This is a genomic window from Gordonia zhaorongruii (genome assembly GCF_007559005.1).
Taxonomy (GTDB): Bacteria; Actinomycetota; Actinomycetes; order Mycobacteriales; family Mycobacteriaceae; genus Gordonia; species Gordonia zhaorongruii.
This window is the reverse complement of the sequence record NZ_CP041763.1, coordinates 2,242,992-2,266,415: the sequence shown is the minus strand read 5'-3', so window position 1 is coordinate 2,266,415 and position 23,424 is coordinate 2,242,992. Positions and strand designations below refer to the sequence as shown.

Annotated in this window: 19 protein-coding genes and 1 pseudogene; 13 read left to right on the top strand and 7 right to left on the bottom strand. The window is 67.5% G+C overall.

Annotation, left to right across the window (positions count from 1 at the left end):
* The first annotated feature begins 84 nt into the window (after positions 1-84).
* Positions 85-1,476, top strand: coding sequence for a type VII secretion protein EccB (eccB, locus tag FO044_RS10495; protein ID WP_143965629.1), 1,392 nt, complete (start codon positions 85-87; stop codon positions 1,474-1,476).
* 17 nt (positions 1,477-1,493) lie between these two features.
* Here eccB and FO044_RS10490 read toward each other — a convergent pair whose 3' ends face one another.
* Positions 1,494-2,120 (bottom strand): TetR/AcrR family transcriptional regulator, encoded by a 627-nt coding sequence (locus FO044_RS10490; RefSeq protein WP_132991817.1) that lies wholly within the window; start codon positions 2,118-2,120, stop codon positions 1,494-1,496.
* A 176-nt stretch (positions 2,121-2,296) separates the two neighbouring features.
* On the opposite strand from FO044_RS10490, the gene FO044_RS10485 reads away from it, so the two are divergent.
* The 5 genes from FO044_RS10485 to nrdF all read left to right on the top strand — a co-directional run bounded on the left by FO044_RS10485 (position 2,297) and on the right by nrdF (position 7,259).
* A complete protein-coding gene (locus tag FO044_RS10485) occupies positions 2,297-2,854 on the top strand; it encodes an NAD(P)H-dependent oxidoreductase (protein WP_132991816.1) in 558 nt (185 codons plus the stop codon).
* A 398-nt stretch (positions 2,855-3,252) separates the two neighbouring features.
* The gene (gene nrdH, locus FO044_RS10480) at positions 3,253-3,486 is read left to right on the top strand and encodes a glutaredoxin-like protein NrdH (protein ID WP_132991815.1); all 234 of its coding nucleotides are present in this window, start codon (positions 3,253-3,255) and stop codon (positions 3,484-3,486) included.
* Between the two features lie 10 nt (positions 3,487-3,496).
* On the top strand, positions 3,497-3,985 hold the full coding sequence (gene nrdI / locus FO044_RS10475) for a class Ib ribonucleoside-diphosphate reductase assembly flavoprotein NrdI (protein ID WP_143965628.1): 489 nt from the start codon (positions 3,497-3,499) through the stop codon (positions 3,983-3,985).
* 26 nt (positions 3,986-4,011) lie between these two features.
* Positions 4,012-6,207 (top strand): class 1b ribonucleoside-diphosphate reductase subunit alpha, encoded by a 2,196-nt coding sequence (gene nrdE / locus FO044_RS10470; RefSeq protein ID WP_132991813.1) that lies wholly within the window; start codon positions 4,012-4,014, stop codon positions 6,205-6,207.
* A gap of 56 nt (positions 6,208-6,263) precedes the next feature.
* Complete coding sequence (nrdF, locus tag FO044_RS10465; RefSeq protein ID WP_143965627.1) at positions 6,264-7,259, top strand: class 1b ribonucleoside-diphosphate reductase subunit beta; 996 nt, start codon at positions 6,264-6,266, stop codon at positions 7,257-7,259.
* Positions 7,260-7,317: 58 nt separating this feature from the next.
* Here the strand turns inward: nrdF and FO044_RS10460 are convergent, their stop codons facing one another.
* From FO044_RS10460 to FO044_RS10450, 3 genes are read right to left on the bottom strand one after another with little or no spacing between them, the layout of a single operon-like run.
* Positions 7,318-8,103, bottom strand: a complete 786-nt coding sequence (locus FO044_RS10460; protein ID WP_143965626.1) for a hypothetical protein — start codon at positions 8,101-8,103, stop codon at positions 7,318-7,320.
* Positions 8,100-11,015: a DEAD/DEAH box helicase gene (locus tag FO044_RS10455; RefSeq protein WP_143965625.1), complete on the bottom strand. Its 2,916-nt coding sequence runs from the start codon at positions 11,013-11,015 to the stop codon at positions 8,100-8,102. The genes FO044_RS10460 and FO044_RS10455 overlap by 4 nt, the downstream gene beginning before the upstream one ends.
* Positions 11,016-11,071: 56 nt before the next feature.
* Positions 11,072-12,112 (bottom strand): ABC transporter substrate-binding protein, encoded by a 1,041-nt coding sequence (locus FO044_RS10450; protein WP_143965624.1) that lies wholly within the window; start codon positions 12,110-12,112, stop codon positions 11,072-11,074.
* A 284-nt stretch (positions 12,113-12,396) separates the two neighbouring features.
* Between FO044_RS10450 and ctaD the strand changes: the two genes are divergently transcribed.
* From ctaD to FO044_RS10435, 3 genes are all read left to right on the top strand, one after another.
* Entirely contained in the window at positions 12,397-14,100 is a 1,704-nt protein-coding gene (gene ctaD, locus FO044_RS10445; RefSeq protein ID WP_132991808.1) for an aa3-type cytochrome oxidase subunit I, read from the top strand.
* A 120-nt stretch (positions 14,101-14,220) separates the two neighbouring features.
* Positions 14,221-15,450, top strand: coding sequence for a phosphoserine phosphatase SerB (gene serB, locus FO044_RS10440; RefSeq protein ID WP_143965623.1), 1,230 nt, complete (start codon positions 14,221-14,223; stop codon positions 15,448-15,450).
* Between the two features lie 2 nt (positions 15,451-15,452).
* Positions 15,453-16,217, top strand: a complete 765-nt coding sequence (locus FO044_RS10435) for an aminoacyl-tRNA hydrolase (RefSeq protein WP_235831310.1) — start codon at positions 15,453-15,455, stop codon at positions 16,215-16,217.
* 37 nt (positions 16,218-16,254) lie between these two features.
* Here FO044_RS10435 and FO044_RS10430 read toward each other — a convergent pair whose 3' ends face one another.
* The gene (locus tag FO044_RS10430) at positions 16,255-17,289 is read right to left on the bottom strand and encodes an LLM class flavin-dependent oxidoreductase (RefSeq protein ID WP_235831309.1); all 1,035 of its coding nucleotides are present in this window, start codon (positions 17,287-17,289) and stop codon (positions 16,255-16,257) included.
* Positions 17,290-17,409: 120 nt separating this feature from the next.
* Here FO044_RS10430 and FO044_RS10425 point away from each other — a divergent pair, with 120 nt between their 5' ends.
* Positions 17,410-18,240 carry an ABC transporter ATP-binding protein gene (locus tag FO044_RS10425; protein WP_143965621.1) on the top strand — a complete coding sequence of 277 codons (831 nt, stop codon included), beginning with the start codon at positions 17,410-17,412 and terminating at the stop codon, positions 18,238-18,240.
* 105 nt (positions 18,241-18,345) lie between these two features.
* Positions 18,346-19,173, top strand: a complete 828-nt coding sequence (locus tag FO044_RS10420) for an NUDIX hydrolase (RefSeq protein ID WP_143965620.1) — start codon at positions 18,346-18,348, stop codon at positions 19,171-19,173.
* Between the two features lie 5 nt (positions 19,174-19,178).
* Here FO044_RS10420 and FO044_RS10415 read toward each other — a convergent pair whose 3' ends face one another.
* Positions 19,179-20,183, bottom strand: coding sequence for a DNA polymerase domain-containing protein (locus FO044_RS10415; protein WP_143965619.1), 1,005 nt, complete (start codon positions 20,181-20,183; stop codon positions 19,179-19,181).
* Between the two features lie 90 nt (positions 20,184-20,273).
* Here FO044_RS10415 and FO044_RS10410 point away from each other — a divergent pair, with 90 nt between their 5' ends.
* Positions 20,274-21,062: an enoyl-CoA hydratase/isomerase family protein gene (locus FO044_RS10410; protein ID WP_132991802.1), complete on the top strand. Its 789-nt coding sequence runs from the start codon at positions 20,274-20,276 to the stop codon at positions 21,060-21,062.
* Between the two features lie 10 nt (positions 21,063-21,072).
* The gene (locus FO044_RS10405; protein ID WP_143965618.1) at positions 21,073-22,062 is read left to right on the top strand and encodes a class I SAM-dependent methyltransferase; all 990 of its coding nucleotides are present in this window, start codon (positions 21,073-21,075) and stop codon (positions 22,060-22,062) included.
* Positions 22,063-22,157: 95 nt separating this feature from the next.
* Here FO044_RS10405 and FO044_RS10400 read toward each other — a convergent pair.
* Positions 22,158-23,404: pseudogene (locus FO044_RS10400) on the bottom strand (THUMP-like domain-containing protein).
* Between the last annotated feature and the right edge of the window lie 20 nt (positions 23,405-23,424).

Genomic DNA, 23,424 nt, shown 5'->3' with positions numbered 1-23,424 from the left:
CGCGCAATTCCCCCGAATCGCGTGGCGTCACGGTACATCGCCGTTACGGTGCGTGGGACGCAATTCGATTCGGGGGGATCTGAGATGTCGAGGCGTATCACCACGCGTGCCCAAGTCAGCGGATATCGGTTCGGGTTGGCGCGAGCAGAGCATGCGCTGATCCGCTGGGACGTTCGCATGCTGCACGACCCGATGCGATCACAGGGGCGGGCGATCGTGGCCGGACTCGTGGTCGCGGTTCTGATGCTGGCGGGTGCCGGGGTGTACGGGCTGATCCGGCCCGCGCCCTCGGTCGGTGACGCCCGTATCGTCGCCGACTCCGGCGGCGGACTGTTCGTGCTCGTCGACGGCGTGATGCATCCCGTTCTGAATCTGGCGTCGGCACGTCTCATCGTCGGCGGTCCGGCACCGGTGAAGACGGTCGGCCCGGACTCGCTCGCGGAGTTTCCGCGGGGTGCCGCGCTCGGGATCCCGGGAGCGCCGGCATCGTTGCCCGGACCTGCGGTCGACGGCGCGTCGACATGGACCGTCTGTGACACGCCTGCCGGCACGGCGGTCCTGTCCGGTGTCCCGGCCGGCCGGCCGTTGCCACCGGGCCACGGGGTTCTGGTGTCCCACGGCGACCGGACGTGGCTGCTGTTCACCGAATCCGGTGCGCCACCGGTTCGGGCCGGCGTGGACACCGAGAGCACGGCGGTGCTGCGCGCGCTCGGACTCGAAGGGCGGCAGCCGGTTCCGGTGTCGGCGGCGCTGCTCGACGCATTCCCCGTTCGGCCGCCGCTGCGCGTCCCCGACGTGCCGGGCCGCGGAACGAAGGGGCCCATCGGTCTGCCGGTCGGCTCGGTGATCCGGACGGCGGCCGTCGACGGTGCGGTCGCGTACCGTGTCGTGCTGGTCGGTGGGATGCAGGAGCTCCCGTCGACCGCCGCCGACATGCTGCGCGCAGCCGATCCTTCGGCGTCGCCGACGATCCGGAACGTGGCGCCGGGGGCTCTGACGGCCGTTCCAGTGGTCGACACCCTGCCGGTCGGGCACTTTCCGCGGGCGGCGCCCCGCATGGCGGTCGGCGAGTCCGTGCTGTGCCGATCGTGGTCGCGGACCCGGGACGAGTCGCGGGCGCGGGAATCGCTGTACGCCGTCGACGCGTTGCCGGTGCCCGACGCGGGCCGGCCGGTCGCGTTGGGGTCAGCCGACGGGCGCGGTCCCGGACTCGACGCCGTCTACCTGCCGCCCGCAACGGCCGAGTACGTGACGGTCACCGGGGCGCGCGGCGACAGCGCGCTCGCCGGACAACGGTTCCTGATCGCCGACACCGGTGTGCGTCACCGATTGGCGGGAGCGGAGGCGGCCGACGGGCTCGGGCTCGACGACGCCCCGCCGCGGGCACCGTGGTCGGTGATCTCGCTGCTGCCGGAAGGAGCGGACCTGAGCCGCGCGGCCGCGCTCGTCGCGCGGGACGCGGTGGCGGTGCGCTGACCCGGCTGTCGAAGCTGTCAGTGGGTGCCGGCGACCAGCGTGCGGACCATCGATTCCCAGTCGTCGGCGATCTGCTCGCGGGTGAGACCGACGACGTCGAGCAGGTGGCGCACGGTGATCGCGTCGAGCGGCGCCTGTATCGCGTATGCGAGCACGTCCAGTCGGTGACGGAAGCCGAGTTCGCCGAGCAGGATCTTGACGTGCTGCGTGGACATCGCCCACACCGGGTGCGAGAACCGGTCGGGGTCGTCGGATCCCGCCTCGAGCAGGACGTCCAGGTGGTCGACATTCATCTTCAGTCGGGCGCGTCCGTACGCGGCGAGCCGGTCGAGGGGATGGGCGCCGGGGCCGAGCGGCATCGGCCCGGACAGGAACGCCTGCTGCAGGTCCGACTCGGAGTGATCCAGGAGGGCGTGCATGAGCCCGGTTCGGTTGCCGAAGCGGCGGAACACCGTCCCCTTGCCGACGCCGGCGGCACGTGCGACGGCATCCATGGTCACCGCGGCGGCGCCCTGATCGTCGATCAGGGACTGGGCGGCGGCGAGCAGGAGTCTGCGGTTGCGTGCGGCGTCCGCGCGCTCGGGCGACAGCGTCGAACCGCCGACGACCGGGAGGCCGATGGGGGAGCTGCCGGGGAAGGTCATATGTCCGAGATTAGCCGATCAGAGGTGCTACCTGGCGCGATGTCCGGTCGTGACGGACGTCACGGGTGCGTGACGGAAGTTTGGCGACCTGATCCGGGTTTGAACTTCAGTACGACGGTTTCGGTCCTGAAGCTCTCCGAATCCGTGCCCCGTTCTCCTGAAGGAGTGATCCTCACATGCCAGACCGCCGCCTCCGCATCGCTGTCCTGGTCGGCAGCCTCCGCGCCGATTCGGTCAATCGCCAGCTCGCCGAAGTGGCAGTCGAGAGCATCCCGGACGGTGTCGAGGCATCGATCATCGAAGGGCTCGGGGAACTGGCCTTCTACAACGAGGACGTCGACAACGACGAATCGCTGCCTGCCGGGATCGCTGAGTTCCGCAGAGCGGCAGGCGACGCTGACGCGTTCCTGGTGGTCACTCCCGAGTACAACGGGACCATGCCCGCCGTGCTGAAGAACGCTGTCGACTGGCTCTCCCGTCCGTTCGGGGCGGGTGCGGTCTCGGGCAAGCCGGTGGGTGTGGTCGGCTCGGCGCTCGGACGGTACGCGGGCGTGTGGTCGCGTGAGGACACGCGGCGCTGCGTCGGCATCGCCGGGGGCCGGGTCATCGAAGACGTCGAGATCGGACTGAAGTCCGGCGAACTGGGCGAGGAGGGCGTGCGCAGCCCGGAGATCGTCGAGCAGGTCACCCGAGCGGTCCGCGTGCTCGCGGACTCGGTGGCGGTCGCCGTCTGACCCCCAGACGACCGCTCCGATAGGGGCGGGCGCCGGCGATCCCGGCTCACCCGCCCGAGGACCGCACGGGACACGACAGACATTGTCGTACCCGTGCGGTTCACTGCTCTCATGGCCGTCCGAACCGCTCGAGATGTGACACGCCCAACACGCCGGGACACGCCGATCAGGTTGTGGACTACGAGCGCGCGACCTGCAGCTTTCATGAATGTTATTCACAAGTTCTTGTGGTCAGTTGAAAAGGCACCCACTAGGTGTAGTGTTTGGGTTGTCCGGGGGGCGGACGAAAGGCGATCGAATCACATCGACGTCGTTCACCGGGAAGGCCTCCCGAACGACCATCATTTTCGAACAGTCGCAAGCAGCGGTTCGCACCGCAGGATGAGGGAGTCTCGCCGATGGCTATCACCGTCTACACCAAGCCGGCCTGTGTTCAGTGCAATGCGACCTACAAGGCGCTGGACAAACTCGGTCTGTCCTACGACGTGGTCGACATCAGCCAGGACGACGAGGCCCGCGACTACGTCATGGCGCTCGGTTACCTGCAGGCTCCCGTCGTCGTCGACGGCGACGACCACTGGTCGGGCTTCCGCCCCGATCGCATCAAGGGACTCGCCGCCAGCGCGGCCTGAACCCGGCCCCTTGTCCGCCGTATCCGAACGGGTACCGGGCCCGGACGATCTTCCGCTGATCGTCTACTTCTCGTCCGTCTCGGAGAACACCCATCGCTTCGTCCAGAAGCTCGGGGCCCGGTCGCAGCGAATCCCGCTGATCGACCGGGAGGGGGTGTTCCGGGTCGACGAGCCGTACGTCCTGATCTCCCCGACCTACGGGGGAGGGAAGGTCAGCGACCGGGGTCAGGTCACCGCCCACGCCGGCGGTGGCTTCGTACCCAAGCAGGTCATCAAATTCCTCAACGTCGAGCACAACCGGTCATTCATCCGCGGTGTGATCGCAGCGGGCAATACGAACTTCGGAGACGAGTTCTGCCGCGCGGGCGAGATCATCGCGAGTAAATGTCAGGTGCCCTACCTGTACCGCTTCGAGGTCATGGGCACCCCCGAGGACGTCACCCGCGTGACGTCCGGTCTAGCGGAGTTCCTCCGCGCGCACCGCGCAACCGCGCATTGAAGTCACACCGTCTGCCAGGAGTCACCGTGTCGCCCACCGTCACCGCCACTGATCCCACCGTCTCGGCCAGCAGGTCGGGAGTCCACTCGGGCCCCGCCGGTCACGAGCCGGGGGAACTGGATTTCCACGCCCTCAACGCCATGCTCAATCTGTACGACGCGGATGGCAACATCCAGTTCGACATGGACCGGGAAGCCGCGCGCCAGTACTTCCTGCAGCACGTCAACCAGAACACGGTGTTCTTCCACGACCTCGACGAGAAGCTCGACTACCTGGTCAAGGAGAACTACTACGAGCCGGAGGTCCTCAACCAGTACGACCGTGAGTTCGTCAAGCTGCTGTTCAGCCACGCGTACGGCAAGAAGTTCCGCTTCCCGACCTTCCTCGGCGCGTTCAAGTACTACACGAGCTACACGCTGAAGACGTTCGACGGCAAGCGCTTCCTGGAGCGCTTCGAGGACCGGGTGTGCATGGTGGCGCTCACGCTCGCCGCGGGCGATACCGGACTGGCCCGGCATCTGGTGGACGAGATCCTCGACGGCCGGTTCCAGCCGGCCACCCCGACGTTCCTCAACTCGGGCAAGAAGCAGCGCGGCGAGCCGGTCTCGTGCTTCCTGCTCCGCATCGAGGACAACATGGAGTCGATCGGCCGTTCCATCAACTCGGCGCTTCAGCTCTCCAAGCGCGGTGGCGGCGTCGCGCTGCTGCTGAGCAATGTCCGCGAGCACGGTGCGCCGATCAAGAGGATCGAGAACCAGAGTTCCGGCGTCATCCCCATCATGAAACTGCTCGAGGACTCGTTCAGTTACGCCAACCAGCTGGGCGCCCGTCAGGGTGCGGGCGCGGTATACCTGCACGCGCACCACCCGGACATCTACCGCTTCCTCGACACCAAGCGGGAGAACGCGGACGAGAAGATCCGCATCAAGACCCTGTCGCTCGGCGTCGTGATCCCGGACATCACGTTCCAGCTCGCCAAGAACAACGACGACATGTACCTGTTCAGCCCGTACGACGTCGAGCGCGTCTACGGTGTGCCGTTCGCGGACGTGAACGTGACCGACACGTACGACGAGATGGTCGAGGACAAGCGGATCCGGAAGACCAAGATCAAGGCGCGCGAGTTCTTCCAGACCCTCGCGGAACTGCAGTTCGAGTCGGGCTACCCGTACATCATGTTCGAGGACACCGTGAACCGGGCGAACCCGGTCGCGGGCAAGATCACGCACTCCAACCTGTGCTCTGAGATCCTTCAGGTGTCGACTCCGTCGACGTTCAACGACGACCTCTCGTACGAGCACATCGGACGTGACATCTCATGCAACCTCGGTTCGATGAACATCGCGAAGACGATGGATTCGCCTGACTTCGGTCAGTCCATCGAGACCGCGATCCGCGGACTCACCGCGGTCGCCGACCAGACTGCGATCGATTCGGTGCCGTCGATCAAACGGGCCAACGACGAAGGCCACGCGATCGGACTCGGTCAGATGAACCTGCACGGGTACCTGGCCCGCGAGCGCATCTTCTACGGCAGCGAAGAAGGCATCGACTTCACGAACATCTACTTCTACACGGTGCTGTTCCACGCGCTGCGCGCATCGAACAAGCTCGCGCAGGATCGCGGCCGGGCCTTCGCCGGTTTCGAGGACAGCAAGTACGCGTCGGGCGAGTTCTTCGACAAGTACGTCGATCAGGCGTGGGAGCCCGCCACCGACAAGGTGCGCGGCATCTTCGCCGATGCCGAGATCGCGATCCCGACACAGGACGACTGGCGTGAGCTGAAGGCGCTCGTGCAGAAGCACGGCATCTACAACCAGAACCTGCAGGCGGTGCCGCCGACCGGATCGATCAGCTACATCAATCACTCGACGAGTTCGATCCACCCGGTCGCGTCGAAGATCGAGATCCGCAAGGAAGGCAAGATCGGTCGCGTCTACTACCCGGCTCCGTATCTCACCAACGACAACCTGGAGTACTACCAGGACGCGTACGAGATCGGTTACGAGAAGATCATCGACACCTACGCCGCCGCTACCCAGCACGTGGACCAGGGCCTGAGTCTCACGTTGTTCTTCAAGGACAGTGCGTCGACGCGCGACGTGAACCGGGCGCAGATCTACGCGTGGCGCAAGGGAATCAAGACGCTCTACTACATCCGACTCCGTCAGATGGCTCTCGAAGGCACCGAGGTGGAGGGCTGCGTCAGCTGCATGTTGTGAGATCCCCTCGCACACAAGCTGATTCATCTCCGACAACATCGAATGAGGACAACACGATGACATCGACAAGCCCCGCCGGCAGCGTTCCCGTCAAGCTGGTCAACCGGGTATCGGCCATCAACTGGAACCGGGTCCAGGACGACAAGGACGCCGAGGTCTGGGATCGCCTGACCGGAAACTTCTGGCTGCCGGAGAAGGTTCCGGTGTCCAACGACATTCCGTCGTGGGGCACGCTGACCGAGTACGAGAAGACGCTCACCATGCGCGTCTTCACCGGCCTCACCCTGCTCGACACGATTCAGGGGACGGTCGGCGCCATCTCGCTGATCCCTGATGCGATCACGCCGCACGAGGAAGCGGTGATGACCAACATCGCCTTCATGGAGTCGGTGCACGCCAAGAGCTACAGCTCGATCTTCTCGACGCTCTGCTCCACCAAGGAGATCGACGAGGCCTTCCGCTGGTCGGAGGAGAACGAGTATCTCCAGCGCAAGGCGCAGATCATCATGGAGTACTACCAGGGCGACGACCCGCTCAAGCGCAAGGTCGCCTCGACTCTGCTCGAGTCGTTCCTCTTCTACTCGGGCTTCTACCTGCCGATGTACTGGAGTTCGCGGGCCAAGCTCACGAACACCGCCGACATGATCCGCCTCATCATCCGCGATGAGGCCGTCCACGGGTACTACATCGGCTACAAGTACCAGCGCGCGCTCGAGGTCGAGACCCCGCAGCGTCGGGAGGAGCTCAAGGACTACACGTTCGAGCTGCTCTTCGAGCTGTACGACAACGAGACCGATTACACCGAGGCGCTCTACGACGAGGTCGGACTCTCGGAGGACGTCAAGAAGTTCCTGCGCTACAACGCGAACAAGGCGCTCATGAACCTCGGCTACGAGGCCATGTTCCCGAAGGACGAGGCGGCCGTGAACCCGGCGATCCTGTCGGCGCTGTCGCCCAACGCGGACGAGAACCACGACTTCTTCTCCGGTTCGGGCAGCTCGTACGTCATCGGCAAGGCCGTCAACACCGAGGACGACGACTGGGACTTCTGACCGTCTCCTGAATCGGGTCCGAGGGCATCCATCGTGCCCTCGGGCCCGATTCTCGTCGTCATGTGCGTCGTTTGATCTCGGCGTAGAAGGTCGCCAGGTCGTCGAACGCCTCGGCGACCTGGGTGACCGCGACCCCGGAGGAACGCAAGGCGATTCGCAGGACGGCGGGGTCGAGTTCGGTGAGCGCGTCGACGGCGGGCACCGGTGGGGGCGGCGGAAGCACCACGCGGTCGCCGTAGAAATCGTCGGGAAGCATCGGTCCGTCGTCGGTGTTCCCGGTGGCGTTGTTCCAGGTGGCGTCGTCGCGATCATCCCCGTCCTCATCCGCGTCGCCCGCCGCGGCGAGTAGCGCAGGCAGGTCGGTGCCCATCACCTGCAGCAGGGTAGTGGGGCGCCGGTCGATCTCGGCGGCCACTTCGAACGCCGTCGCCAGGACGTGGACGCAGCGGGGAGCTTCGTCGGGGCACGTGCAATCCGATTCGACGTCGGCAGATTCGGTCGGTGCGATCAGATTGCCCAGCCCAGGCGGTTGTTCGCCGCGGGCCAGGGCGAGCAGATCGCCTGCCGAACCGGTGCGTCGCAGGAGGTCGATAACAGTCTCCGGGTCGACGACCCGCGTCACCAGGATCACCTCGAAAGGGTCGAGCTGCGTACCGCGTACCGACGAGGTGACGCGTCCTTCGCCGATCTGCAGACCGTCGACGTGCCGGTCGCGGAAGTACCGGCGCGCCCCGGTGATGTGGCGATGATCGGCCTCGGCCTCGACGACGGAGACGAACGCCCTGGACCAACCGGTGATGCCGTACCCGCGCACCGGTGCCGGGCCGCGTCTGCGGGCGCTCATTCGCCGACCGCCGCATCGCGCAACGACAGCATGTCGAACAGCGTGTCGTCGTCGAGGTCACTCAGCCAGGTCTCGCCGGTGCGGACCGTCAACTGCGAGAGCTCCCGCTTGGCGCTCACCATCTCGTCGATGCGCTCCTCCAGAGTTCCGACGCACACGAATTTGCGCACCTGGACGTTCCGCGTCTGGCCGATCCGGTACGCCCGGTCGGTGGCTTGATCCTCCACCGCCGGATTCCACCATCGGTCGGCGTGAATCACGTGATTCGCGGCGACCAGGTTGAGTCCCGTGCCGCCGGCTTTGAGAGTCGCGATCAGCACCGGTGGGCCGTCGGCTGCGGAGAACCTCTCGACCATCGCATCGCGTTCGGTGCGCGAGGATCCGCCGTGCAGGACGGGGACCGGAGCGCCGAGGATCGGCGAGAGCCATTCGGACATCAGGTCGGCGAACGCCGCGAACTGGGTGAACACGAGTGCGCGGTCGCCTTCGGCGATCAGAGTCGACAGCACGTCGATCAGCAGCTCCACCTTGCCCGAACGATGACGACGTTTGCGCATGAGCGGCGAACCGTCGGCCAGGTAGTGGGCGGGGTGATTGCAGATCTGCTTGAGCCGGGTCAGCGCGGCGAGCACCGTCCGTCGCCGGGGACCGCCCTGCGAGGTGTCGGCGAGCGCCTCGTGGAGGTCGTTCAGAACGGCTTGGTAGAGCCCGGCCTGCTCGGTGGTGAGATTGGTGCGCACGATCAGTTCCGATTTGTCAGGGAGATCCGGTGCGACCGCCGGGTCGGACTTCGTCCGGCGCAGGATGAACGGCCCGGTCAGGGCGTTCAGTCGCCGCAGCGCGTCGGGGTCTCGGTCGCGTTCGATCGGTTCGGCGAACCGGGACCGGAAGGCCGACGCGCTGCCGAGCATGCCGGGATTGACGAGGTCGACGACGGCGCGCAGGTCCTCGAGACGGTTCTCCACCGGTGTTCCGGTCAGGGCGATGCGTCGACGTGCAGGTATGGCCCGGAGTGCTCGGGACGCAGTTGTCTTGACGTTCTTCACGTGCTGAGCCTCGTCGACGACGAGTTCGCTCCAACGCAGTTCCGACATCGCGGCACGGTCGCGGGCGAGCGTGGCGAACGTGGTGAGGACGACATCGGTGCCGCCGTCGGCGATCGAGTTCACCGAGCGGCCGGTCCCGTGATGCACGGTCACGGTGAGGTCGGGGGCGAACGTGCGCAGCTCCCGCTGCCAGTTGCCGATGACCGACATCGGGCTGACCACGAGCGCAGGCGGATGCCGTTCGCCATCGGATCGGATCGTCGTCAGCAGGGCGATGACCTGCACGGTCTTGCCCAGACCCATATCGTCGGCGAGGACTGCTCCCGACCCCATCCGGTGCAGGGTGTGCAACCAATCCAGGCCGCGCTGCTGGTACGGGCGCAGGGTGGCCCGCAGCGATGCCGGCGGAGCGACCGGTTCGGGGACGATCGCGCCGTCGCGAGCTACGTCGTCGAGCCACCCGAGCCCGTCGACCGTCGACACCGGGACGGGCAGCCGGTCGAGGGGATCGGTCACCATCGCGACCAGGTCGGCCATGGTCGGCTGCGATCCGGAGCTGCCCGGCAAAGCGCGTTGCGCGGCGACGAAGGCGGCCGCGCGGTGCAGGGCGGCGCCCTCCGCGCGCAGCCAGCGACCGCGGACCTTCACCAGGTTGCCGTGCTGCTGAGCGAGTTCGTCGAGATCCGATTGGGACAGTTCCGGGGAGCCGGGCGCGTCACCGAGTGCGAGACGCCATTCGAAGTCGGAGATCTCGTCGAGTCCGACGAATCCCGGCCGATTCCCGCCACCGGGAACGTCCGACGATCGCAGTGCGAGCGTCGGGGACACGGCGGCGATGGTGCGCGGCAGCAGCACCGAGATCCCGGCGTCGGCGATCGCGGTGGCGCCGCGGGTGAACAGGCCGTCGACGGTCTCGGTATCGAGCAGGAAATCGAGGTTGTGCGGGTCGGTGTCGGACCGCGAGAGTCCGCCGAAGGCGCGGACCGCGTCGGCGAGGTCGCTGGTGACGGCCTCCAAGTCGTGGGGATCCAGGCGGTGCGGCACGACCGGTACGACATCGCCGGTCGGGCTGCGCCGACACACCTCGAGTCGCCAGCGGGCGTCGATCGCCGGAACGGCCGGCCCGTCCGGATCATCCGGAGGCTCGTGCAGACGCAGGACCAGTGCGGCGTCCTCCGGACCGACGGTCGACGACCAGTCGGCCCACGCCCCGCGTGCACCCGGGGTGTCGGTCGCCGGGAGGGGAGCGGCGGCAGCGAGGCCGGCGATGAGCGGGACCTGCGATGTGACACGGCCATGGAGTCGGCGCCGGGCCTCGTGGTCGAGGGTCTCGGTGGCGAAATCGGTGACGGCGGCGGCTCCACCGTTCTCCGTGACCGCGGGCGGGGCGCTGCCGTGCGCCACCGACAGCCAGGCACGCCAAGCGCCGGTCGGCAGCGGCAGCCACCGGACCTCCGCGACTCCGGCGACGTCGACGACGCCCGGTGCGGCCGATCCGGCGTCGAGGAATGCGCGCACTCCGGCCAGCACGTACCGGTAGAAGCCGATGTCCCCACCGCCGCGCAGGTGCTCGAACCGGTCGAGCAGCTCCACCGCGGTGGGTACGCCGACCGCGGTGGCCGGAAGGAACTCCCTGCGGCCGCCGGGCGAGCGGACCTCGACGGTGTGGCGGAGCTTTCGGGCACCGAGCAGGTCCGTCAAGGATTCGGGAATGTCGGCGACGTCGGTGAACGCCGATCCGGCAGATGCCTGCTCGCCGTGGTCGTCGGTCGGGGACGGCCACACGGCCAGTCCGAGGCCAGGACGCCACAGAACTCGGATCGGTGCGGCGTTCACAGCCACATCTCTACCGGACGACTCCGACATCGGCCGCAGTCAGTGCGGCGGGCGTGCACTGTTCGGCATGCTCTACTCCGGATGCTCTACTCCGCGGCCGAACTGCCGTTGAGGGACGACTTCAGGTCGTTGACGATGAGCCACGCTGCGGACAGGCCGGGCTTCGCGTACCAGACGCCGTCATCGACGGACAGGACGCGTTTCCAGGTCGGGGCTCCCATGTCGAGCCACTGATCCGAGAGCAGTACGTCCTTGCCGCGGGCCTTACCTTCCTCGCCCTGGTAACTCACGTAGATCAGATCGGCATCGGCCTCGGTGTGGTTGTCGTCGGTCATCTTCACCGCATCGGGAGTGCGCTGAGCTGCCGGCCGGTCCACCCCGACGATCTTCATGATCTGCGCCGCGAACGAATCGGTCCCCTCGATGGTGGTCTGATCGGGTTGGAAGCGGACCAGCGATGCCTGGGTGTGGGCGGCGTCCATGAGTCGCCCCACCCGTGCGGCCTCCGCGGCGAACTCATCGAGGCGCTGTTTGCCTGCGGCTGCGCGGTTGACCGCACGCGCGGTCTCGCTGAACTCGTCCTGCCAATCCGGTGACGGCGCGATCGTGACGGTCCACGCGTCCGGTGCCGCACCGGTCGACGCGATCGCCTCCATTCGTGATGCCGTCTCGGGTGTCGACAGGATCACGTCCGGATCGGCAGCGCGCACGTCCGGGGCGGCGGGCTGATCGCCCAAGGCGGGGACCGAGGCGAGCTGCGGGCCCAGATAGGCCGGCACCGAACCGGGAGCGGCGACGACGGCGCGCACCTGCGGTCCGAGCCCGAGGGCGCACAGCGAGTCGAGCAAGGCCGGGTCGGTGACGACGATCCGCTGCACATCCGCCGTTCCGGGATCGGCGGGCGTCGGTGCCAGGCAGGTGCGCGAGTAGTCGCGGCCCGGGTTCACGATGTTCACCTGCGCGAAGCGGGTGGTGGTGGTCGAGATGACCGAGCCGTCCGGCGTGCGGAGCACGTCGTCGGACGAGCCGCAGCCGACGAGCCCGACGGTCAGCGCGCACGAACATGCCGCAGCGGCAACAGCGGTGGTCAGACGGCCCCGGCGGGCAGTTCGGAGGAAATCACGCACGCGCCTACGCTAGCACCGCGGGTCCGGTGCCCTCCGCGTCGTGACGCGGGTGTCCCCGGCGCGGTGAATCGGGTGCTCGGCAGGCCGGGGAAGTGCTGTCTCCCATAGGCGAGCCGCGTATTACGACAGTTCGTAGGACCCACTCGGATTCTGACCCGACTCTGGTCTAGGATCAGTTGTGCAGCGCGCTGTCTTCGGTCGGCGCCACAGCAGATTGACGGACGAAGGTCCCGTGCCGCCGACCGGTGTATACCGGCGCCGACGGTGCTCACGAGGAGGATTCAGTGACCGCGGTAGATCAGCCGACGACCCGGGTGGAGGCCGAGCGCCCCTATCCGGAGCGTTACCAGCCCAAGGGCTCTTTCTTCTACAAGCTCATCACCACCACCGATCACAAGCTGATCGGGCAGATGTACATCGTCACCTGTTTCGCCTTCTTCCTCGTCGGCGGACTGATGGCGCTGCTCATGCGCGGCGAGCTCGCCAGCCCCGGACTCCAGTTCCTCTCGAACGAGCAGTTCAACCAGCTGTTCACGATGCACGGCACCGTGATGCTGCTGATGTACGCGACGCCGATCGTCATCGGCTTCGCCAACTTCGTCCTCCCGCTGCAGATCGGCTCGCCCGACGTGGCGTTCCCGCGTCTGAACTCCCTGGGCTACTGGTTGTTCCTCTTCGGCAACCTGGTGGCCCTCGGCGGCTTCCTGACTCCGGGCGGTGCCGCGGACTTCGGCTGGACCGCGTACACGCCGCTCACCGACATGGTGCACTCGCCCGGCATGGGCGCCGACCTGTGGATCATGGGCCTCGCTGTCGCCGGTCTGGGCACGATCCTCGGCGCGGTCAACATGATCACCACCGTCGTGTGCCTGCGCGCACCCGGCATGACCATGTTCCGCATGCCGATCTTCACCTGGAACATCCTGGTCACCAGCGTCCTGATCCTGCTGATCTTCCCGCTGCTGACTGCCGCGCTGATGGGGCTCGAGGTGGATCGCCAGTTCGGTGCGCACCTGTACGACCCGGCCAACGGCGGCGTCATCCTCTGGCAGCACCTCTTCTGGTTCTTCGGTCACCCCGAGGTCTACGTCATCGCGATTCCGTTCTTCGGCATCGTCTCCGAGGTGTTCCCGGTGTTCTCGCGTAAGCCGATCTTCGGTTACTCGGGCCTGGTGTACGCGACCCTCGCGATCGCAGCTCTCTCGGTCGCCGTCTGGGCGCACCACATGTACGTCACCGGTTCGGTGCTGCTGCCGTTCTTCTCGTTCATGACGTTCCTGATCGCGATCCCGACCGGTGTGAAGTTCTTCAACTGGATCGGCACCATGTGGAAGGGACGAATAACGTTCGAGACGCCGATGCTGTTCTCGATCGGCTTCATCGTCACGTTCCTCTTCGGCGGCCTGACCGGCGTCCTGCTCGCCGCTCCGCCGATCGACTTCCACGTGTCGGACACCTACTTCGTGGTCGCTCACTTCCACTACGTGCTCTTCGGCACGATCGTGTTCGCCACCTACGCGGGCATCTACTTCTGGTTCCCGAAGATGACCGGGCGTCTGCTCGACGAGACCCTCGGCAAGTGGCACTTCTGGCTGACCTTCATCGGCTTCCACCTCACCTTCCTGGTGCAGCACTGGCTGGGCAACGAGGGCATGCCGCGTCGTTACGCCGACTACCTGCCATCGGATGGGTTCACCGAACTCAACGTGGTGTCGACGGTCGGTGCGCTGGTCCTCGGTATCTCGACGCTGCCGTTCCTGTGGAACGTTTTCAAGAGCTACCGGTACGGCGAGGTCGTCACGGTCGACGACCCGTGGGGCTTCGGCAACTCGCTCGAGTGGGCCACCAGCTGCCCGCCGCCGCGTCACAACTTCACGGAGCTGCCGCGCATCCGTTCGGAGCGCCCGGCATTCGAGTTGCACTACCCGCACATGGTCGAGCGCATGCGCGCCGAGGCCCACGTGGGTGCGGGTGGCGGCAAGCACTGACACCCCGGAACAAGAGTTCATCGATCAGGTCCGTCCGAGTTCGCTCGGGCGGACCTGATCGTTTTCGTGGGAGGGCAGGCCGGTTCAGCGGGACCTCAGCCCAGGCGCCATACTTCACATGTGGAGAATTCGGAGTCCAAGCGCACGATCATCATCACGGTCAGCGGTAACGACAAGCCGGGCGTCACATCGTCGTTGATGAGCGCACTCGCCGGTATCGAGGTCGATCTGCTCGACGTGGAGCAGGTGGTGATCCACAATCACCTGACGCTGGGTGTGCTGGTTTCGACGTCGGGCTCGGCGGCGGAGGTGCTCGACGCGCTCGACCTGCCCATGCGGTCGCGCGGGATGTCGGTGGAGCTGGCAGTGGACGCCCCCGTCAACGGTCACCGTCCTTCGTCGCACGCCATCGTGATCCTGGGTCGTCCGGTCTCCGCCGAGGCATTCCACGCCGTGGCGTCCGAGGTCGCGAGCTCCGGCGGCAACATCGACTCGATCCGAGGAATCGCCGACTACCCGCTCACCGGGCTGGAGCTGATGGTCACGGTGGGCGAGAGCAGCGCGGCCGATACCGCCCTGCGTGCAGGTCTGGTGACGGTCGCGTCGCGATTCCCGATCGACATCGCGGTGGAGCGCGGGGGCCTGGCGCGTCGCGCGAAACGGCTCATCGTGTTCGACGTCGACTCCACGCTCATCCAGGGCGAGGTCATCGAGATGCTGGCGGCGCAGGCCGGCCGCGAGGCGGAGGTCGCCGCGGTCACGGAGGCGGCCATGCGCGGGGAGCTCGATTTCTCCGAATCGCTGCATCAGCGAGTGCAGGCGCTGGAGGGGCTCGACGCGGCGGTGATCGACAGCGTCGCCGAGAAACTCGAACTGACGCCGGGGGCACGCACGACCATCCGCACCCTGCACCGTCTCGGCTATCACTGCGGTGTGGTGTCGGGCGGTTTTCGCCAGGTGATCGAACCGCTGGCACAGGATCTGAACCTGGACTTCGTGCGCGCGAACACACTCGAGATCGTCGACGGCAAGCTCACCGGCCGAGTGACCGGCGAGGTCGTCGACCGACCGGGTAAGGCGACGGCGCTGCGGGCCTTCGCGCGGGAGGTGGGTGTTCCGATGGAGCAGACGATCGCGGTCGGTGACGGCGCCAACGACATCGACATGCTTGCGGCGGCGGGCCTGGGCATCGCGTTCAACGCCAAACCCGCGCTCCGGGAGGTGGCCGACACGACTCTGGATCACCCGTTCCTGGACGCGGTCCTCTTCATGCTCGGCGTGACCCGGGATGAGATCGAGGCAGCTGATATCGAAGACGGCACGCTGCGCCGCGTGCAGTTGGAGTCCTGAGGGTGTTCGGCAGCGACATCTCGACGACCTTCGAAGACACGTACCGCCGGCTGATCGGCTATGTGGGCGGCGGGGACGATCCGGGGGAGCCGTCCGACGTGCTGGCCATGGCGATGGTGCTGCGGATCGAGAAGAAGGACCCGCCCAGTCGCCACGGACTCCTGGTGGCCGCCGCTCGTGCCGCCGTGCTGGTCTGCCTCGATCCGCGGGCCCGGAGCGACGGTCCGTGGGCCGGCCCGCTCGACGAGTGGTGTGACGCCCGCATCCGGAAGATCGCGCGCAGAGCTCGCGCCTCGCAGTGGGACGCGGTCCAGGACCTGTGGGGAGTGACCGCGTCGGCGGACGGCTGCGAAGCCCGGGCGTTCGTGCCGGGTCGAGTGGGCGACGTCGACCCGCGTATCCGGAAGCTGCAGATCGGTGGCACCGATGTGCCGGGAGAGCTCGAATCCGGTGAGCCGACCGGTGAACGCGGTGGACTCTGCCTGTGGCTCAATCCGGACTTGGAGATGTCGGTCGGCAAGGCTGCGGCCCAGGTGGGGCACGCCTCGATGCTCGGCGTCGCGCTGTTCACGCTCGACGAGGCGGAGGCCTGGTACGCGGGCGGCTGCGCAGTGGACGTGCGCCAGGCCGATCAGCCGACCTGGCAGCGGCTCCAGGAGTCGGAGGCGTGCGGCACGGCCGCCGCCGTGCGCGATGCCGGATTCACCGAGGTCGCGCCGGGGTCGATGACGGTGATCGCCGAACGCGCCAGCATCACCAGCACGTAATCAGCCCATATCGGGCATCTGCGGCACCGCGTCGCTCCTACGGTTGCGGGGCGAGGTGGGCCACGGTGCCCATCCAGACCTCCCGGTCGTTCGCGAGCGGAGCGAGGATCAGCTCGTCCGCATTCGTCTGGGCCGCGAAGTCAGCCAACTGCGCCCGCGCCTGGTCCGGAGTGCCCACCGCGGCGTACCGCAGCATCTCGTTCACCTGGGCGCCCTGCGGACCGTCGAGCAGCATCTCGGCCTCGGCGTCCGTGAGATCGCGTCCCCGGTTGAACAGCATCTTGATGCGCTGCACCTTGGACCGGTGCAGTTCGGCGGCGGCGCGGTCGGGGTCGTCGTCGGCGATGACGGTCGCCGCAACCATCAGATACGGCTCGCTCTCGCCGCCGTCGCCGGTCGGGGCCGGGCGGAAGTCGCGTCGGTACACCTCGATGGCCCGCTCGAGCGCCTGGGGCGCGAAGTGCGACGCGAAGGCGTAGGGCAGTCCGGTCGCGGCCGCGAGCTGCGCACCGAACAGCGACGATCCGAGGATGTACAGGGGCACCTCCGTGCCGCTGCCGGGTACCGCGCGGACCCCGTCGACGCCGGTCCCGGAGAAGTAGCGGAGCAGTTCGACCACATCGTTCGGGAAATGCTCGGATGCGGCCGGGTTGCGGCGCAGCGCGCGGAACACGCTCTGGTCGCCGCCGGGCGCGCGGCCCAGACCGAGGTCGATGCGGTCCGGATGGAGTTCGGCGAGGGTGCCGTACTGCTCGGCGATGGCCAGCGGTGAGTGGTTGGGCAGCATCACTCCGCCGGCGCCGAGCCTGATCCGCGACGTGCGGGCGGCCATGTGCGCGATCAGCACGGCGGGCGCAGCCGAGGCGATGGCGGGCATGTTGTGGTGCTCCGCGTACCAGAGGCGGCGATAGCCGTGATCATCCGCGTACCGGGCGAGTTCCTCCGAGTAGCGAAGGGATTCGCGCACGGTCTCGCCGTGGCCGACCTGCGCGAGGTCGAGGAGGGAGTAGGGAAGAGCGGCATCCGTGCCGGCGGAGCGGGGGTCGGGGCGTTCCGAATGCGAGTCAGTCACGTCCGGTGCAGCGAGTCCGGTGACGAGAATATTCCCGGCACGGCCCCGCCGGCGGTCGCTGCGACGCGGGTTTCGCCGTCGGTCGCACACGCTCGCGCCGTCATCCGGCACCATGGGACTGTGACCGAACGACTCGCTGACCCCGACCTGCTCATCGAATTCGACGACGTCTCCCTGGTGCGGAGCGGCAAGACCCTCATCGGGCCGGTGGACTGGCGGGTGGAACTCGACGAGCGGTGGGTGATCATCGGGCCGAACGGGGCAGGTAAGACGTCGCTGCTCCGGATGGCGGGAGCGTTGGACCACCCTTCGACGGGCGAGGCGTTCGTCGTCGGAGAGCGTTTGGGCCGCACCGACATCCGTGAGCTGACGACGCGTATCGGATTCGTGAGCTCGGCGTTCGCGAGTCGTGTTCCGGCCGACGAGAAGGTGGCGGACCTGGTGATCTCCGCGGGGTACGCAGTGGTGGGCCGGTGGCGTGAGGAGTACGGATCGGCCGATCGGGCGCAGGCGGCCGACACGTTGGAGTCGATGGGCGCCGAGCACCTGGCCGATCGGACGTTCGGCACTCTCAGCGAAGGCGAGCGTAAGCGGGTGCTCATCGCTCGTGGCCTGATGACCGATCCCGAGCTGCTCCTCCTCGACGAGCCCGCTGCCGGTCTGGACCTCGGTGGCCGCGAGGAACTCGTCGATCGCCTCGGTGCACTCGCCGCCGACCCGGATGCCCCGGCGATGGTGCTCATCACCCACCACGTCGAGGAGATCCCGCCGGGGTTCACCAATATCCTGATGCTCTCCGAAGGCGGTGCGGTCGCGCAGGGTGCGCTGGAGGACACGCTCACCTCGGAGAACCTGTCGGCCACGTTCCGGCAGAACATCGTCCTCACGAGTGATGGCGATCGCTACTTCGCGCGCCGTGCCCGGCGGGCCGGAGGCCATCGCCGCGTCTGATCGACACTGCGTCTGATCGACACTGCGGCGGGCGGAACGACCGAGTGCGGGGATATGGTCGGTGAAGACCGAGCAAGCGCTCGGTGCGGCAACGAGGAGGTTCCCATGGCGCAGCAGTCCGGTCCGCAAGCGTCGAGCGATGCGCCGCCGCGCGATGCGTCGACGGTCGTGCTCGTCCGCGACTCCGACGCCGGCATCGAGGTGTTCCTCCAACGCCGGGTGCAGCAGATGGCGTTCGCCGGCGGAATGACGGTGTTTCCCGGCGGCGGAGTCGACCCGCGTGACCGGGAGACCGAGATCCGTTGGGAGGGGCCAGGGGTCGGTTTCTGGGCGGACGTGTTCTCCACGGATGACGATTCCGCCCGAGCGCTGGTGTGCGCCGCCGTCCGTGAGACGTTCGAGGAGTGCGGCGTTCTCCTCGCCGGCAGCGCGGATGCCGCGCATCCGGATCCGTCGTCGTTCGTCGGCGTACGGGAGGCACTCGTCTCGAAGGAGCTCTCGTTCGCGCAGTTCCTGAACGACGAGAACCTGGTGCTGCGTGCCGATCTTCTGAGTCCGCTCGCGCACTGGATCACCCCGAAGAACGAGCCGCGGCGGTACGACACGAGATTCTTCCTGGCCTCTCTGCCCGATGGGCAGGCGGCTGACGGGCAGACGAGTGAGGCAGCGGAGGCCAAGTGGATGACGGCCGGCGATGCGCTCGCCGATTGGAATTCGGGTCGGCACTTCCTGCTGCCGCCGACCTGGTCGCAGTTGCGGCGCATCACCGAGTTCGGCACCGTCGCCGAGTTGATCGCCGCCCCGCATCGGGTGGTGCCGATCGAGCCCGTCGTCAGTGACGGCACCGGACTGTCCGGACTGCAGTTCACCGACTCCGCCAGCTACCTCGCGCAACTCGGTGACGGACGGATGGACACGCTCCGCAACGCCTGATCCGGTCAGTCGTCTCCGGCCCCGGTCGCCTCATCTGCATCGTCCCGATCGGCCCACTGCAGCAGCGTGTCCAGTCGGTGCGCGACATCGTCGATCGTCGCGTGCAGATCACCGAGGCGCGCGAAGCGCTCGGGCATGGTGGCGACTGTGAAGTCGTCGGGTTCCACGTCGGGGAGCTCGTCCCAGGTGATCGGTGCCGACACAGTCGCGCGGGGTGTGGCACGGACCGAGTACGCAGCGGCCATCGTGTGGTCGCGGGCGTTCTGATTGAAGTCGACGAACACGGCCGACGGATCCCGGTCCTTGCGCCACCAGGCGACGGTTGCCTCGCCCGCCGTCCGACGAACCACTTCGGCACCGAACGCATGGGCAGCGCGGCGGACGTCGGTGAATCCCCACTCCGGTGCGATGCGGACGTAGACGTGCAGTCCGCGGCCCCCGGAGGTCTTCGGATAGCCGACCACGCCCAGTTCGTCGAGGATCTCGTGCACCACTTCCGCGACCCGGCGAACCGTGGCGAAATCGCATTCCGGCATCGGATCGAGGTCGATCCGCCACTCGTCTGGGAACTCGACCGGCGCGGCGGTTGGATCGGTCGGGTGGAATCCGATGGTGTAGTCGCGTCGCGAATTCCAGGGGTGGAACTCGACGGTCGCCATCTGAACGGCCCACAGGACGGCGGCCGCTTCGGTGACGCAGAGCTCGCCGACCGTGCGCCGGTAGCGAGGGAAGAAGACGTCGACGGTCTCGACCCAGTCCGGAGCGCCCGCCGGCAGCTTCTTCTGGTGGACCTTCTTCTCGGTGGTGCCCTTGGGGAACCGGTGCAGCATGCACGGGCGGTGGGAGAGCGCGCGAGTGATGCCCTCGCTCACCGACTCGTAGTACCGGGCTATGTCCAGCTTGGTGTGACCGGGCCCGGGGAAGTAGATCCGATCGGGGCTGGAGAGTCGGACGGTGCGGTGCGCGCCGGCCGGCCCCGGAACGTGAAGTTCGACCGCATCGCTGCCCATGGAGTAACTCTAGTGTCTCGCGTCGCCTGTGGTCACGTGCGCAGCCGTCCGGTTAGCCCGGCTGACGGTGCAAGCGGTAACCTCCACGTCATGGCTGAGTTTGTGACTTTGGAGACATCGCCGGATCACCCCGGTGTCGGAACGATCCTCCTGAACCGTCCCCCGATGAACGCACTGAACCGGCAGGTCCAGGCGGAACTCCAGGCGGCAGCAGCGGAGGCGACGTCGCGTGACGACATCAAGGCCGTCGTCGTCTACGGCGGGCCCAAGGTTCTCGCGGCCGGCGCGGACATCAAGGAGATGAACGCCATGTCGGCCGCCGACATGGCGAAGATCGCGGGCAAGCTGCAGGACGGGCTCGGCGCGCTCGCGTCGATCCCGAAGCCGACCGTGGCAGCCGTCACCGGTTACGCCCTCGGCGGCGGTCTCGAGGTCGCTCTCGGTGCGGACCGTCGCATCGCCGGCGACAACGCGAAGCTCGGTGTGCCGGAGGTACTCCTCGGCGTCATCCCCGGCGGTGGCGGAACGCAGCGACTGGCCCGACTGATCGGCCCGTCGCGCGCCAAGGACATGGTCTTCACCGGGCGCTTCGTCGGTGCCGAGGAAGCACTCGAGATCGGTCTCGTCGACGAGGTCGTGGCTCCCGACGACGTGTACGACGCCGCGCTCAAGTGGGCGGGCCAGTTCGCGAACGGCGCGTCGGCTGCGATCGCCGCGGCGAAGGCCGCCATCGACGCTGGTCTGGACACCGATCTGACGACCGGTCTCAAGATCGAGGCACAGCAGTTCGCCGCGCTGTTCGCGACCGACGATCGCAAGATCGGCATGGAGTCGTTCGTGGAGAACGGCCCCGGTAAAGCGAAGTTCACCGGAAAGTAGAATCACGTCGATGACGACCCTGGACAACAACACCGACACCGAGTCCGCTGACCCGGCGCCGAACCCGCACGCCACCGCCGAACAGGTACAGGCCGCCCTGGAGGACACCAAGCTCGCGCAGGTGCTCTACCACGACTGGGAGGCGGAGACCTACGACGAGAAGTGGTCGATCTCCTTCGACGAGCGCTGCATCGAGTACGCCCGTGGTCGTATCGACGCGATCATCCCGGATGTCGATCTGCCGTTCGGCCGGGCCATGGAGCTCGGCTGCGGAACCGGATTCTTCCTGCTCAATCTCATGCAGTCGGGTGTGGCGGACAAAGGGTCGGTCACCGACCTCTCGCCGGGCATGGTGAAGGTCGCGCTGCGCAACGCGGAGGGTCTCGGCCTCGACGTCGACGGCCGGGTAGCCGATGCCGAGCACATCCCGTACGAGGACAACACCTTCGACCTGGTGGTGGGACACGCTGTGCTGCATCACATCCCGGACGTCGAGAAGTCGCTCCGCGAAGTGCTGCGGGTACTCAAGCCGGGTGGCCGATTCGTGTTCGCAGGTGAGCCGTCGACCTATGGTGACTTCTACGCACGGTGGATGAGCCGCGCCACCTGGTGGGCCACCACCAACATCACGAAGCTGGGCCCGCTCAAGGAATGGCGTCGCCCGCAGGAGGAGCTCGACGAGAGCTCACGGGCGGCTGCGCTCGAGGCCGTCGTCGACATCCACACCTTCTCACCGGACGACCTGGAGAATCTCGCCAGCAGCGCAGGCGCGGTCGAGGTGCGCTCTGCCAGTGAGGAGCTGGCCGCGGCGATGCTCGGCTGGCCGGTCCGGACCGTGGAGGCCGCAGTTCCGCAGGAGAAGCTCGGCTGGAACTGGGCGCGCTTCGCGTTCGGCGGCTGGAAGCGCTTGACCTGGCTGGACGAGAAGATCCTGCGCAAGGTGGTTCCTCCGCAGTTCTTCTACAACGTCCTGATCACCGGTGTGAAGCCCGGCAACTGACTGATAACTGGTAGCCGACGGCGTCCCGTTCGTGCACGGCACGGGCGGGGCGGCGGATCGGTCAGCACGGTAAGCGAGCCAGCACGGCAAGCCAGTCAGTGCGGGGCCCGGACTCCGGGTTCGCACAGGAACGCCACGCCGGATCGCCCGATTCGGGTGAGGACGAGCGACATCGGCGCAGAGCCCTTCAGCTTGAGACGGCGGCGAAGCTTATCGGGGTCGATGTCGAGTCCGCGGACGAGGATCTCGAGGCTTCCGCAGTCGTGGGCGGCCAGAGCCGAGCGCAACGCACGTTCGGCGACGCCGAGTCGCTCGACGACGCGGAATCCGCGCTCGCCTGCGGGCACTGTGCTCCCCGTCAGATACGCGATCTGCGGGTCGAGCTGACGCAGCCCGTGGCGATGCGCGTAGTGCCGGACCAGCCCGGCCCGGACGACGGCGCCGTCGGGGTCGATGATCCAGTCCCCGGCTTCGGGGGCGGAGGCGTCGTCGAGGTCGTCGGAGTCGTCGGAGGTCACCTCGTAGGAGATGGTGCCGCCAGCGCCGGTGCGCAGCACGCTCGCTCGTCGTTCCGGCTGATCGTCGGCTTCGGTCCACAAGCACGCCTCGCGGACGCCGCCGTCGAGCGAGGTGAGGTGAACCTGTCCCTCGAACCCGAACCGGTCGCGCAGTGTGCGGTAGTCGAGACCTGGCGAGCACTTGACCGCCAGCGGGGTGCCCGCATACACCGCCAGGAGTTCCAGGAGCGGGGGATCGAGTTCGTCGATGCGGAAGGTCCGACCGCGCGCCGTGCGCCGGGCCGGGTCGGCGATGACCACGTCGCCGCGTGAGCAGGGGGGCGAGCGCGTCGGCCCGGAGCAGCTGCCACGAGGTCCGGACGGCGGGGCGGGAGTCGAGATCGTGTGCGGTCATGTTGTGCGAGGCCATGGCGAGCCGGACCGGGTCGATGTCGCTTCCGATCACCCCGCCGATCCCGTCATGCCCCGCGAAGGCGAGTAACTCGGCACCGATCGAGCAGGTCACATCGTGCACGACGGCACCCGGGTAGCGCTTCGCGATGTCGGCTGCCCGGTGTGCGGACAGCGGTCGGCGTCGCCTGCTGCAGTGCGATGTCGGTGAGGAGCAACCGGTCCGCGTCGACGAGCTTGTCCGCAGCTCTGCGGCGGTTGCGGACGGTCTCGACGAGCGCGCCGTCAGATGAGCCGTAGTGCTTGCGCAGCGCCGGCAGATCCTTCAGCAGCGACGCATCGGTCAGCGGCAGTGCGGCCGCCGAATCGAGGGCGGCGGCGCCGTCCGGGGAGGCGAGGAAGGCGACGTCGTCGATGCTGAACTGGTAGGCCACAGTCGATCCCAGAGCCTGCG